Source organism: Corynebacterium sp. HMSC22B11 (genome assembly GCF_001815965.1).
In the GTDB taxonomy this organism is placed as follows: Bacteria; Actinomycetota; Actinomycetes; order Mycobacteriales; family Mycobacteriaceae; genus Corynebacterium.
This window is the reverse complement of the sequence record NZ_KV823476.1, coordinates 1-12,744: the sequence shown is the minus strand read 5'-3', so window position 1 is coordinate 12,744 and position 12,744 is coordinate 1. Positions and strand designations below refer to the sequence as shown.

General features: G+C 64.9%; 10 protein-coding genes and 1 pseudogene. 7 read left to right on the top strand and 4 right to left on the bottom strand.

Annotation, left to right across the window (positions count from 1 at the left end; all coding sequences use genetic code 11):
* Window positions 1-74: 74 nt before the first annotated feature.
* Together HMPREF3088_RS02390 and HMPREF3088_RS02385 are read right to left on the bottom strand one after the other, a co-directional pair.
* Window positions 75-908, bottom strand: a complete 834-nt coding sequence (locus tag HMPREF3088_RS02390) for a VOC family protein (protein WP_070758216.1) — start codon at window positions 906-908, stop codon at window positions 75-77.
* Window positions 908-1,270 (bottom strand): RNA-binding S4 domain-containing protein, encoded by a 363-nt coding sequence (locus HMPREF3088_RS02385; RefSeq protein ID WP_371260091.1) that lies wholly within the window; start codon window positions 1,268-1,270, stop codon window positions 908-910. The genes HMPREF3088_RS02390 and HMPREF3088_RS02385 overlap by 1 nt, the downstream gene beginning before the upstream one ends.
* Before the next feature lie 90 nt (window positions 1,271-1,360).
* Here HMPREF3088_RS02385 and HMPREF3088_RS02380 point away from each other — a divergent pair, with 90 nt between their 5' ends.
* Entirely contained in the window at window positions 1,361-3,613 is a 2,253-nt protein-coding gene (locus HMPREF3088_RS02380) for an NADPH-dependent 2,4-dienoyl-CoA reductase (RefSeq protein WP_070758214.1), read from the top strand.
* 72 nt (window positions 3,614-3,685) lie between these two features.
* On the opposite strand, the gene HMPREF3088_RS02375 is transcribed toward HMPREF3088_RS02380, so the two are convergent.
* Window positions 3,686-4,378 (bottom strand): DNA-3-methyladenine glycosylase I, encoded by a 693-nt coding sequence (locus tag HMPREF3088_RS02375; protein ID WP_070758212.1) that lies wholly within the window; start codon window positions 4,376-4,378, stop codon window positions 3,686-3,688.
* Window positions 4,379-4,757: 379 nt separating this feature from the next.
* Here HMPREF3088_RS02375 and HMPREF3088_RS02370 point away from each other — a divergent pair, with 379 nt between their 5' ends.
* Window positions 4,758-5,114: a hypothetical protein gene (locus HMPREF3088_RS02370; RefSeq protein WP_070758210.1), complete on the top strand. Its 357-nt coding sequence runs from the start codon at window positions 4,758-4,760 to the stop codon at window positions 5,112-5,114.
* Between the two features lie 95 nt (window positions 5,115-5,209).
* Window positions 5,210-7,825, top strand: a complete 2,616-nt coding sequence (locus tag HMPREF3088_RS02365; protein ID WP_070758208.1) for an ATP-dependent helicase C-terminal domain-containing protein — start codon at window positions 5,210-5,212, stop codon at window positions 7,823-7,825.
* A gap of 64 nt (window positions 7,826-7,889) precedes the next feature.
* Here HMPREF3088_RS02365 and HMPREF3088_RS02360 read toward each other — a convergent pair whose 3' ends face one another.
* A complete protein-coding gene (locus tag HMPREF3088_RS02360; RefSeq protein WP_246818005.1) occupies window positions 7,890-8,654 on the bottom strand; it encodes a PspC domain-containing protein in 765 nt (254 codons plus the stop codon).
* A 166-nt stretch (window positions 8,655-8,820) separates the two neighbouring features.
* Here HMPREF3088_RS02360 and HMPREF3088_RS02355 point away from each other — a divergent pair, with 166 nt between their 5' ends.
* The 4 genes and pseudogenes from HMPREF3088_RS02355 to HMPREF3088_RS10055 all read left to right on the top strand — a co-directional run.
* Window positions 8,821-10,152, top strand: coding sequence for an ATP-binding protein (locus HMPREF3088_RS02355; protein WP_070758204.1), 1,332 nt, complete (start codon window positions 8,821-8,823; stop codon window positions 10,150-10,152).
* Entirely contained in the window at window positions 10,152-10,904 is a 753-nt protein-coding gene (locus HMPREF3088_RS02350; protein WP_070758202.1) for a LuxR C-terminal-related transcriptional regulator, read from the top strand. Before HMPREF3088_RS02355 ends, HMPREF3088_RS02350 begins: the two co-directional genes overlap by 1 nt.
* Before the next feature lie 141 nt (window positions 10,905-11,045).
* Window positions 11,046-12,230, top strand: coding sequence for an IS256-like element IS3503 family transposase (locus HMPREF3088_RS02345; protein WP_070758201.1), 1,185 nt, complete (start codon window positions 11,046-11,048; stop codon window positions 12,228-12,230).
* A 225-nt stretch (window positions 12,231-12,455) separates the two neighbouring features.
* Window positions 12,456-12,744: pseudogene (locus tag HMPREF3088_RS10055) on the top strand (IS256 family transposase); the annotation flags it as partial.

Here is a 12,744-nt window from a genome sequence, read left to right as displayed (position 1 = left end):
CGGCTGGGTTGGATTACCCCTCCGCCCGGCGCGCTACGCCCGGGCGGATAGTTCTCTGCCCGGGCGTAAGACTTTTAGAGGTCGGCGAAGAGGTCGGGCTCGAAGTCCTCGGTCTCGTCCGGGACGTACTCCTCGACCTCGGTGAGATTCAGCAGCGCGCCCGTGGGATCGGTGATGATGGCGACCCGGCCGAACTCGGAGTCGAAGGGCTCCCGGATGATCTGGGCGCCCAGCTCGCGGGCGGTATCCACCGCGGCGTCGATGTCCGCGACCCCCAGGTAGAGCGTCCACATGGAGGGCAGCTGCATCTCCTGGGTATCCCAGAGGCCGACGAGTGCTGCGCCCTCGAACTCGCCGAGTGCGTAGCGGCTGCCGTCGGAGTTCTTATCGACGCGGATATCCCAGCCGGCGAGCTCGTGGTAGAACTCCAGGGTCTCGTCCCAGCCCTGGCCGACCATGAGCTCGTGCCACACGGGCGTGCCCGGCTCACCCGCGGCGAAGAGCGCGTGCTCATCCGCAGGATTCTTCAGGCCGATGGCCGCCCCGCTGGGGTCGATGACCACGGCCATCTCGCCGCGGTCGGTCTCACCATCGGCGCCCTCCCCTTCTGGGGCCCCGAGCACCCGCGGCTCCAGGACGGAACGGGCACCGGCGTTGACGGCGGCGTTGTGCGCGACCGTGACGTTCGGCGTGTAGAGCGCCAGGCCCCACATGGAGATCTTCTCCTCCGGGATGGCTCCGATGCCGGCGACGGGCATGCCGTTCTTCGTCGCGACGGCATAGCCCTGGCCGTGCTCGCGGTATTCCCAGCCCACGAGTTCGGCGTAGAAGCGCTTCGCGGCATCAATATCGGTGGTTGCCAGGTCCAGCCACAGCGGCATGCCTGGTTGCGCCTGCATAGCGGGCATTAGAGATTCCTCCACTTTTCGGGGTCGAAGTCGTCATCGGCAGTGGCTTCATCGAAGAACTCTCCAAGGTCGTCCTCTTCAGCCAGGTTTTCGCTATCGGCAACACTACGGCCATTCGCTCCGACCTCTGCGCCGAGGGTGGTGCCGGTCTCGGGGTCGGTGATTGTCACCTGGTCGCCGTCTCGCAGGGCCTTGCCACGGCGGGTTTCGGCTGCGCCGTTGACCGACACCGCCCCTTCGGCGAGGACGTCCTTGGCCATTCCCCCGGTTTCCACGAGGTTGGCGAGTTTCAGGAACTGCCCCAGCCGGATCTCGGTGTCACGGATAGGCACGACAGGAAAATCTTGCTGCATGTTGCCCATCCTACGGTGCCGGATTGGGCGAGTCGTTTTTGCTTTTCTTTTTATTGCATTTGCGCATCTTCGGCACTTTGCTAGGGCAAAATCAGCAACATGACAAGCCCCGCATTCACTAACGCTTCCAGCTCTTCCGCCGATTCTGGTGCGGCGGGAGAATCCCAGTACCCAACGATGCTCTCTCCCTTCGAGGTTGGCGGCAAGACTTTCCGCAACCGCGTGATCATGGGTTCCATGCACACCGGCCTCGAGGACAAGCTCGAGGACGCCCCGAAGTTGGCCGAGTTCTTCCGCGAGCGCGCGGAGGGCGGTGTTGCAGCCATCGTGACTGGTGGCTACCCGCCCGTGCTGGAGGGCAACCTGACGCCTTTTGGCCAGCCCTTCAACTCCCAGGAAATCGCCGACGCCCACCGCCAGGTCACTGAGGCCACTCACGCCGGTGGTGCGCTGGCCATCCTGCAGCTGCTGCACGCTGGCCGTTACGGCTACCACCCGATGGCGGTCTCCGCCTCCGCGACCCAGTCCCCGATCACCCCGTTCCCGGCCCGCGAGCTCTCTGACGAGGAGGTCCGCGCGACGGTCAAGGCCTACGGCGAGGCGGCGAAGTATGCCAAGGATGCCGGCTACGACGGCGTGCAGATCATGGGCTCCGAGGGCTACCTGATCAATCAGTTCCTCGCGGAGCGCACGAACCAGCGCACCGATGACTGGGGTGGTTCTGCGGAGAAGCGGATGCGCTTCCCGATCGAGATCGTCAAGGCGGTTCGTGCCGCGGTCCCTGAGGACTTCGTCATCGACTACCGCATCTCGGTGCTGGACCTGGTCGAAGGTGGCCAGACTCAGGAGGAGATCCACGAGTTGGCCCGCCAGCTGCAGGACGCCGGGGTGGACATGTTCAGCTCGGGTATCGGCTGGCACGAGGCGCAGGTTCCGACGATCGTCACTTCCGTGCCGCGTGGCGCCTTCGCCTGGGCGACCGCCGAGCTGCGCAAGGTCGTGGATGTGCCGGTGGTCATCGCTAACCGCATCAACACCCCGCAGGTCGCCGAGCAGCTGTTGGACGGCTCCTTCAACCCGGAGGGTGGCGAGGCCCGCACCGGTGGCGAACCCTTCGGCGAGTTCGTCTCCCTGGCCCGCCCGATGCTGGCGGATGCTGGATTCGTCAACCGGGCTGCGGCAGGCGAGGCGGAGCTGATCAACCACTGCATCGCTTGTAACCAGGCCTGCCTGGATCACACCTTCACCAATGAGCGGGCAACCTGCCTGGTCAACCCGCGCGCGGGTTACGAGACGGAGCTGAAGCTGCTGCCGACCCGAACCACAAAGCGGGTGGGCATCATCGGCGCTGGTGTTGCTGGTCTGTTCGGTGCCGAGGCCCTGGCGGAGCGTGGCCACCACGTGGAGATCTTCGAGGCCAGCGATAAGGTCGGCGGCCAATTCCAGCTGGCCATGCGAATCCCTGGCAAGGAGGAGTTCGTCGAGGCGCTGAAGAACGTGCAGGCCCGCCTGGCTAAGCGCGAGGTACCGATCCACCTGGGCTCCCCGCGCACCCCAGAGGAGCTGCTGGAGGCCGGCTTCGACGAGGTCGTGGTGGCCAGCGGCGTGACCCCGCGCATCCCGGAGTTCCCGGGCCTGGCGGAGGCACTGCGCGGCGAGGTCGATGGCGTGAGCGCCATGACTTACGCGGAGCTGCTCAGCCGCGAGAAGGAGGCAGGCAAGAACGTCGCCGTCATCGGCGCCGGCGGCATCGGCTACGACGTCACTGAGTTCCTGGTGGAGGACCGTGGCGGCCAGCCGCAGTCCATCCGCGAGTGGAACGAGCAGTGGGGCGTAACCACCGACCCGGAGGCGCGCGCGAACCTGACCCGACCGAATCCGCCGCAGCCGCTGCGCAAGGTCACCATGCTGCAGCGCAAGATCACCCGCATGGGTCGTGGGCTGGGCAAGACCACCGGCTGGGTGCACCGCGCAGCGGTGGCGATGGCCGGGGTGGAGCAGATCGTGGGCGTGACCTACGAGAAGCTGGACTCCGAGGGCCTGCACATCACGGTGCCCGCCCAGGACATCAAGGAGCTGCAGAAGGCGCTATCCAAGGCCAAGAAGGCCAAGGACACCGAGGAGCTCGCCCGCCTGGAGACCGCCATCCGCGAGGAACGCAAGGAGCTGGTCATCCCGGTCGACACCGTTGTGCTGTGCACCGGCCAGGAGTCCGTCCGCCCGGATCAGGCCGACGGCACCAGCGAGGGCGTGGAGCAGAAGGTCCACATCGTCGGTGGCGCGGATGTCGCCGCGGAGCTGGACGCCAAGCGTGCGATCCGACAGGCCGTGGAGCTCGCCGCCCGCCTCTAAAGCCCGCCTTTAAGGGCTTCCTCTAGAGCCGCTTCTAGGGGCTGCCCCTGGAGCTGGCTCTAAGGGCTATCCCTAAGGCTGCTCTGCTTCCGGCTCCGGCACCCGGTCGTCGACCATCCCGATGGCCTGCATCAACGCGTAGCAGGTCGTCGGACCCACGAAGGTGAAGCCGCGACGTTTGAGCTCTGCGGCCATCGCCACCGATTCCTCGGACTCCGAAGGCATCTCTGCGACGTTGCTGGGAGGCTGGTGCTCGGCCGGGGCGTAGGACCAGATCAGCACCGGCAGGCCCGCGGGCAGGCGGCGCGCCGCCCCACCCAGAATCTTCCGCGCAGGGTGCCCTTCCGGTAGCTCCTGCAGCTCCGGGTCCTCCCGGAGGGCCACCGTGGCCTCGGCATTGCGATAGATCGCGGCGTGCTTCCGCGAGTTGCGGATCAGCGCAGGGTCAGCGAGGGCCGCCTCGCGCTGCTCTGCGCTCATCTGCGTGATGCGGGTGGCGTCGAAAAGGAAGAAGTGATCCCTAAAAGCGCGACGCTTGCGCAGGATCGTCGCCCACGACAACCCCGACTGGAAACCCTCGAGGCAAATCCGCTCCAGCAGGCCGGATTCCGTGATGACGGGCCGGCCCCATTCCTCGTCGAAATACTCCCGCTCCAGCTCGGAGCGCATAGCCCAGGGCGGGCGAACCACCCCGTCGGCGTCGATGATGTTGCCACGAACGGTCGTGACCGGCTGGCGATGATTGTCAGATGTGCGCTTATCCATAATTCCCCCTTGAGTTTAGGCTGTGCGAAGTGTTGATTCACCGCTCGCGGCTTGTGCCCCGCGCGGCTCGCCGTGCACTTCGCTGTGCACACTAGCGGGCGCAGCAGACATCGCCCTCTGCTTAAGGCAGAATTCAGCCCCGCCGCGGCGTTAAAACATTCTCAAACCCGCTGGTCAGAGTTTTCCCAGTATCGCTACCTCCGGAAAATTACCCCCGTTTCGATGCTTGCGAAAATGGTATTCATCTAGCTAAAATCAGCTCCCTACCCCGGGTGCCTCTTCTTGGGTCGCGCTGCCCCACGGTGGCCAGCGCAGAGAGCAGCAGGCATCCATTAAAACGTGATCGAGCAGTTCGCCAGACAAGCAAAGGAGGGCCACGATGAACACACCGTCGATGAACCGCCCCCGCCCGGCGAAGGATCACCCCGAGGACGACGAGCCCCGCGATACCGGCACCTTCAAGGCCACCCTCCCCGCGCTCGGCGGCTTCCTCACCTCCGATGGCCAACCCATCGATCCCGCACCGCAGGATCAACCTGCGCCCCGCGCGACGCTCCCCTTCTACTGCGATGGCGAGGACCCGACCCCACGACTGTGGCTCACCGTGACGTCGACCCTCCTGGTGATCTCGATCGTCACCCTGATTCTGGTCTCGCTGTTGCTCTACGTCCTCGGCGACGACGTCATCGGCCCCGCCGACGGCCTGTTCAGCGTGCTGCGGACCTCCGTCCGCTAAGTCGGCCCCATCAGATTCACGGCGAAGGGGCCGCGCTCTTCCTCTCCCGCGCCCGCCAGCACCGCGCACCACCGTGGGCTAATTTGATAGGCAGCATGTCTACCACCCCCACCCCTAATCTGCCCTTTTCCGCTGGCCGCACGGCCCTGCTCAGCGCGCTCGCGGAGTTCGGCGCGGCTGTGGTGCACGCCCCGCCGGGCACGGGCAAGACCACCCTGGCCCCGCAGTTCCTCGCCGATGCTGATCTGGTTGCCCCTGATCAGCGCGTGATCGTGACCCAGCCCCGGCGCGTGGCTGCCCGCTCCGCCGCTGCCCGCCTCGCCGAGCTGCGAGGCACCGAGCTGGGCGGAAAAGTGGGATATACGGTCCGCGGGGATTCCCGCGTATCCAAGCAGACCCGGATCGAGATGGTGACCCCCGGCGTGCTGCTCCGGCGCATGCTGCGGGACCCCGACCTGCCTGGGGTGGGCGCGATCGTCGTGGATGAGGTGCATGAGCGCCACATCGAGTCCGACCTGGTCTTCGCCATCGCCGCCCAGCTGCGGGAGTTGCGCGATGACCTGCTGGTCGTAGCGATGTCCGCGACGGTGGACGCCCAGCGTTTCGCGAATCTGCTCGGGGTACCGGAGGCGGTGGTGCACGTTCCAGCCCCGATCTACCCGTTGGAGATCCACTACGCCGCCGCGGCGGATTCCATCACCCACCGCCGCAGCGATAGCAGGCCTGGCCAGCCCGGTTCCATCGAGGCCTTCATCGCCGCCGGGGTTCGCCGCGCGCTCGAGGAGACCACCGAAGGCGACATCCTGGCCTTCGTCCCGACCATCCGTGGCACCGAGCTGCTCGCCCAGCAATTCGACTTCCCCGAGCTCACCGCCTTTGCACTGCACGGCCAGCTCAGCCCGAAGCAGCAGTCCGAGATCGTCAACCCGCGCGGGGCCACCAGCGCCAACCCCACCCGCCGGGTCATTTTCGCCACGGACGTCGCTGAATCCTCGATCACGGTGCCTGGCGTGCGCGTCGTCGTGGATACCTGCCTGTCCCGTGTGTCCCGGCGCGATTCCTCCCGCGGCATGTCCGTTCTGGTCACGGAGTCCGCCGCCCAGGCCAGCTGCGTGCAGCGGGCGGGTCGTGCGGGCCGCGAGGGCCCGGGCACGGTGTTCCGCCTAATCAGCGCGGATGAGTGGGCCCGACTGCCGGAGTTTGCCGCCCCTGCGATCCAGACCAGCGACCTCACCGGCGCGCTGCTGGACGTCGCCGCCTGGGGCGCACCCATGGGTGAGGGCCTGGCGCTGCCGGACCCCTTCCCCCAGAACAACGCCGCTGCCGCCGCTGCCACGCTCCGCCAGTTGGGAGCGATCGACGCCGACGGGACCATCACCGAACTCGGGGAACTGCTGGTCACGCTCCCCCTCGATCCACGCCACGCCCGCGGCGGCCTACTCGCCAGCCGGCGCGTCCCGGTGGAGCTCGTGGCCCGTGTTCTACAGTTTTTGGACGTCACCAGCTCCCATCGTGCCCCGGCCGGGGCCATCCGGGATATGTCGCCGAAGGACCCGGCGGTGCGCAGGCTCGTCCGCTTGTTGCAGCCGCACGCCCCACGTGAACTCAGCGACCCGCTGACCGGGGAGGACGCCATCGCCTACACGATCGCCTGCGCTCGGCCGGACCTGCTGGCCCGGCGCGTTGACCCGGGGTCGGAGCGGGTGCTGACCGTGGGCGGCACCGGGGCAGTCATCCCGAAGGGCATGCCCGGGGTGGATGCGCCGCACAATGAGCAGTGGTTCGCGGTGGCGGATATCGGGCGCAGCGAATCGGCGTCCGCGCGGAAGTCCGGGACGGGTTCGATCCTGCGCTCGGCCATGCCGATCTCCGAGGAGCTGGCCCTGGCCGCAGCCGGTGGCGTCGTAAAGGAAAGGACCGCGAGCTACAGCGTGGAGAAGAAGCGGGTGCAGGCACGGGAACGGACGGTCGTGGGGGCGGTCGAGTTGAGCAGCGCCCCGGTCAAACCCAGCGCGCCGGAGGCGGAAGAGGCGGTGTCCGCCGCGATTGCGCAGGCCAGCCCGGAACAGCTGGAGGAGATGCTGCAGCTGAGCGGGAACGCCCGCGAGCTGGTGAAACGCATGCAGTACCTGCACGACGCCGCGGCCGCTGGCTTCGAGCGTGCGTCGGGCTACCCGGATCTGCGGGCGGGGCTGCCGGAGGAGCTGTTGAGCTTTATCGCGGCGGATATTGCGGCGGGACGGCGGCCCGATATCGCGAGCCTGCTGCGCGGGCTGATCCCGTGGGACCAGCCAATCGACGAGCTCGCGCCGGAGTCCCTGGAGCTGCCGAGCGGGCGGACGCGGCGGCTGACCTACCCGGAGGTGCTGATCGGAAGCGCCGCGGATGGCGCTGTGAATGACGCGGCCAGCGAGGCTACAGACGAGGTCGTCCCGGAGAGCTCCGGCGAGGGGCAGGCCGAGCCAGCCCCCGAGATCCTCGCCGAACCCGTGGTGTTGGCGACGAAGCTACAGGACGCGTTCGGCCTCACGGAGTCCCCGCGCATCGCGGGCCGGCGGGTGCAATTCCACCTGCTTTCCCCGGCGCAGCGGCCGGTGGCAGTGACCGATGACCTGGCGAGCTTCTGGGCCGGTCCCTACCAGGGGGTGCGCAAGGATATGCGGGGCCGCTACCCGAAGCACGCCTGGCCGGAGGACCCGGCGGCGGGTTAGGGCAAAAGAAAAAGGAGCCCCGAAGGGCTCCTTGTACTGCAGCGCAAGCGGTTGCCGGCGAGTGCTAGGCCCGGGGCTGATCCCCGTCGCTCGGTTCAGAATCCTGATGCGCGGTATCACCCGCCGGGTCCTCCGCACCCTCATGTTCAGCCCAGGCGAAGGCCGTGGGGCCCAGGGAGTTCCAGCTCGGTGGCGTCACCGGACCAGCGACGTCGGTGGACGCCGGCCCGCCGGGCGCACCGGCAACAGTTCCCTCAAAACCGGCGGGGTATTTAAAATTTTGCATCACCTGTGGCGGGATTGGCGTCCTCTTGTGGAGGAACCAGACCCCCGCGGCACAGACCAGGAGCAGCAACAAGCTACCCACCTGCAGGATCGTGGCGCTCACCATGAAGCACAGGGCGAGCACGATGGTGGCGCATACTGCGGTGCGACGCTCGGCCTTCAACGTGGCCTGCCGTTCCTTGCCGCCCGGGGCAGAGTCCTCGGGGATCTTCCAGTTCAGGAGGCGTTCTACAGCCGGCTGTTCCAGGCCGCGACGGGGCAGTGCAAGCACAGCGGCCGCATAGAAGGCAACACCGAAGCCGCCCGCGAGAGCAAGAGCCACGAACAGGATTCGGATGAGCAGCGGGTCAACTTGGTAGCGGACCGCGATGCCTTCGCAGACACCGCTGATCCAGGCGCGGGAGCCGTCCTTCTTCGGCAGACGGTACGGGCGGGTTCGCCACACCTCGCTGACCGTTTGAGAGAAGGACGCAGACGTGGGTTGTTGGGAACCGGCAGCTGGATGCTCACCGCCGGATTGGTTGCTGTTGGTGAAATTCCTCATGCTTCTAACTCTGCTGATCCCAGCCCAAACACACATCGGGGAGAAACCCTGATTTTATCGGCTCAGGGTTTCCACGGGCGAGTCACAGTTCCCTCCCCTCCCCTGGCACAATATCGGGGTTTTACCCTGATGTGGGGGCTCCGGGGGACGTGAAATACTGAATCCTATGACCGATACGCCCAACCAGCCACGCAGTGAGCTGCCGCACCCCTACCCCATGTACCGCCGTAATTCGGCGGACCGGGTCCTCGCTGGCGTGTGCTCGGGGTTGGCGGAGCACCTGGGGTTATCCACCCTGCTTATTCGGCTCATCGCGGTTGTGCTCTGTGTGATTCCCCCGGTAGCCCTGGGGTTGTACTGCGGAACCTGGGCGCTCACCGACGCCACACGGGGCCCCACGGCTGTGCGCGCTCGTTCCCACCGCTGGCTACTGCTCCTGGCTGCGGCGGTGCTGGTTACCTCCAGTGTTTCCTTCGACGCGGATAGCGGAATCATGCTCCCAGCCCTGGTCGCGATCCTTGGTGCGGTGTTGGTGTGGCGGACGTACCGCCCCGAGACTGCCGGGGACCCGGCAAACGCACCAGGTGACACCCCTAAAATGGCCGGCCCTTCATGGGTGCAGTGGATATCTCTGATCGGTGGCACGCTGCTGACGCTCGGCGGAGTCGTGCTGCTGGTGTGGCAGCTTCTCGCTGAGAATAATTCGACTACGCCCCAGGTCCTCCTGTGGGCTGTGGTCGCCGCCTTGGCGCTAGTCGTGGGCTTCGGTGTGCTGCTGGTCCCGCTCTGGCTGCGCCTCTGGCGCATGGCATCTGAGAATATGCAGCAAAAAGCCGCCGAAGCCGAACGGCAGCGCATCAGCTCCCGGATTCACGACAGTGTGCTCCAAACCTTGGCGTTGATTCAGAAAAACTCCTCCGAACCCCACATCGTGGCAGCAGCTCGCAGCCAGGAGCGCCAGCTGCGCCAGTGGCTGTTCGGCGAGGGCGAATCCGTGGAAACCACCACCGTCATGGGCGCGCTGCGCGTGGCCTGCGGCGAGGTGGAGGACGCCTACGAAGTGCAGATCCGCCCCGTCCTCGTGGGCGAGGACATCCCCAGCACCCCGGAATCCATCGACCTGGTGCTCGCCGCCCGCGAGGCGATGGTCAACGCCGCGAAACACTCCGGATGCACCGAGATCAGCGTCTATGCGGAGCTCAGCACCACCCGCATTGAGATCTTCGTGCGCGACCGGGGCCCCGGCTTCGACCTCGATCAGGTTCCAACCGACCGCCATGGTGTGCGGGGCTCCATCATCGAGAGGATGACTAAGGCTGGCGGTAGCGTGGAATTCGACACCACCGGCGGGACGGAAGTTATCCTCACGCTGCCACTGGACCCGAACAAACGCCTACGCCACAGTGGCAGCGAAGCCAACCCCAGCGGTCACACCGGCTCTGGTGGCCACGCCGGACCCGCCAACAACAGCGATCAGGAAGAGGAAAGCCCCAAGTAATGACCGACATCCGCGTCTTTTTGGTGGACGACCACTCCATGTTCCGTGCTGGTGTACGCACCGAACTCACGGGCGCAACCACCGCTGCCGGGGAGCCCATCACCATCGTCGGCGAGGCCGAGACCGTCCCCCAGGCCATAACCAAAATCCACGAAACCAGTCCCGACGTGGTGCTTCTGGACGTCCACATGCCCGACGGCGGCGGGCTCGAAGTCCTGCTCAACACGCTGGATACCGGAGCTCGTTTTCTGGTTTTGAGCGTGTCTGATTCCCCAGAGGACGTCATCACGCTCATCCGCGCCGGCGCCCGTGGCTACGTCACGAAAAACACCTCCGGGCCCGAGCTCGTCAGCTTCATCTCGCGGGTCCACTCCGGTGACGCGGTCTTCTCGCCGCGGTTGGCCGGCTACGTGCTCGACGCGTTCTCCTCCGTCGCCCCCTCCCCCGAGGTTCAGGCGCCCTCCCAAGATTTGGGACGCCAGCGCGGCGGCGTCCTGAAAGATGGGGCCGAAAGTACCGGGTCGGAAGGCTCGGCGGGCGGGAACCAGCCGAATCTCGACGAGCTGACGCCCCGGGAGCACGAGGTGCTACGGCTGTTGGCGCGTGGCTATACGTATAAGGAGATGGCCGAGCGGCTGTTCATTTCCGTAAAGACCGTGGAGACCCACGTGTCGAACATTCTGCGCAAGACGCAGCAGACGAACCGACGGTCGCTCTCCCGCTGGATGGAACGCAGAAACAGGGTTAAGTAAAGAAAAGTGTGTCCGCATGCCACCATAACCCCAGACCACACACCACAAATCACCAAAGAATAGCTCCCCGAAAGCTATTACCCACACCATCCCGCACCTCCGGCCACATTTGTGCTAACCGCACACCGGTTGGATTAAAGGATGACCACCAACCGCCCCAGCTGCCCACTATGCGGCAACAACACAAAGAAAAACGGCACCACCAGCAAATCAACCACCCGTTGGCGCTGCACCCACTGCGGACACTCCTTTACCCGCAACACCCAAACCCACAACAAAAACACCGCCACCATGGCTTTGTTCATCCAATGGGCCACCGGCACCCAATCTCTAACCACCTTCGCCGCACACCATGGCGTAACCAGGCAAACCATGCACCACCGATTCCGATGGTGCTGGTGGATCATCCCCACACCCACCATCGACCCATTCCGCATCCATGACCAAATCTTCCTCGACGCGACCTATCTAAAGTCCGGATGCCTCCTGATCGCAGCCAGTAAAACCCACGTCATCAACTGGACCTGGGCCAGACACGAAACCACCGCCGCCTACACCGAACTCCTACGCCCCATTGCCGCACCACTAATCGCAGTCACAGACGGCGGACAAGGTGCCCAATCAGCCATCCACCACTGCTGGCCAACAACACGCATCCAACGCTGCCTCGTCCACGCCCAACGAACAGTCCGCCGCCACACCACCAGCAACCCCCGCACCGATGCCGGCAAAACCCTCTACCGCCTAGCCCTGAAACTCACTCGCATCACCGACCTTGACCAAGCATCCACATGGGTCGCCCACCTGCACGAATTCGACCACACCTACCGGGAATGGATGAACGAGAAAACCACCATCAAAGACCCCGTTACCGGCGCCTACACCAAGGTCTACACCCACCAACGCGTCCGAGCGGCCTATCAATCATTGCTATCTCTGCACCGCAGAGACCTGCTGTTTACCTACCTGCAACCCCCACCAACAACCATCGACCCCGACAACCTTGCAGCAACAACAAACAGCCTCGAAGGTGGCATCAACGCCCCCATAAAAGAACTAGCGCGCAGACACCGCGGACTATCACTACCGCATCAACGCACAGTGATGGATTGGTGGCTGTATCTACATACAGAAGTCCCTGACGATCCGGTCAAGATCGCCAGGGACCAACGATGGGGTCAAGACGCACTTTCCACAGCAACAGACCTGATCACCCACGACACCACAGCCACTACCAATGACATCGGTGCACCAGCAGAATACGACACCGCCATCGACACCAGCTACCAACACAACCTCGGCATCCAAAAAGGCTGGATCAAATAACCGCAACACGCCCGGAAAAGAGGGTTAAGTGACAAAAAGTGTGTCTGATTTTCAGCCTATTTGCTGGTCAGGCCGCATAAAACGGGCTTATATAAGGTTCTAGACCTTATTCAGGCCCGTTTCTTGCTCAATCCACCGGAATGGCTCCTGCATGTGGTAACAGCGGCTTGGTTGTCTTTCTGGGTGACTCCAAACAGACCCCGATGCCCTATATGCGCTGGGCAAATGAAGAAAAACGGCACCACAACCAAAGGGACAACCAGGTGGCGATGCAAAAACCCTGACTGCGGATGCTCAACAACACGACACCGCCCCGATCAGACCCACACCCGGGATTTCAAAGCGTTTCACACCTACGTCACCGGCACTGCTTCTTTAACCAAGGTGGCCGACACCTTGAATGTCTCCCGGCGCACACTCGACCGCCGGTTCACCTCATTGTGGCTTATCGATGTCCCTAACACCCCCGATCCCAACCGGGTCTACGACCAAATCTTCATCGACGGCACCTACA

Excerpts from the sequence above, each read along its gene's own strand:
- HMPREF3088_RS02365 (WP_070758208.1), top strand. The coding sequence starts at position 5,210 with ATGTCTACCACCCCCACCCCTAATCTGCCCTTTTCCGCTGGCCGCACG.
- HMPREF3088_RS02380 (WP_070758214.1), top strand. The coding sequence starts at position 1,361 with ATGACAAGCCCCGCATTCACTAACGCTTCCAGCTCTTCCGCCGATTCT.
- HMPREF3088_RS02355 (WP_070758204.1), top strand. The coding sequence starts at position 8,821 with ATGACCGATACGCCCAACCAGCCACGCAGTGAGCTGCCGCACCCCTAC.
- HMPREF3088_RS02345 (WP_070758201.1), top strand. The coding sequence starts at position 11,046 with ATGACCACCAACCGCCCCAGCTGCCCACTATGCGGCAACAACACAAAG.
- HMPREF3088_RS02375 (WP_070758212.1), bottom strand. The coding sequence starts at position 4,378 with ATGGATAAGCGCACATCTGACAATCATCGCCAGCCGGTCACGACCGTT.
- HMPREF3088_RS02370 (WP_070758210.1), top strand. The coding sequence starts at position 4,758 with ATGAACACACCGTCGATGAACCGCCCCCGCCCGGCGAAGGATCACCCC.
- HMPREF3088_RS02360 (WP_246818005.1), bottom strand. The coding sequence starts at position 8,654 with ATGAGGAATTTCACCAACAGCAACCAATCCGGCGGTGAGCATCCAGCT.
- HMPREF3088_RS02350 (WP_070758202.1), top strand. The coding sequence starts at position 10,152 with ATGACCGACATCCGCGTCTTTTTGGTGGACGACCACTCCATGTTCCGT.
- HMPREF3088_RS02390 (WP_070758216.1), bottom strand. The coding sequence starts at position 908 with ATGCCCGCTATGCAGGCGCAACCAGGCATGCCGCTGTGGCTGGACCTG.
- HMPREF3088_RS02385 (WP_371260091.1), bottom strand. The coding sequence starts at position 1,270 with ATGGGCAACATGCAGCAAGATTTTCCTGTCGTGCCTATCCGTGACACC.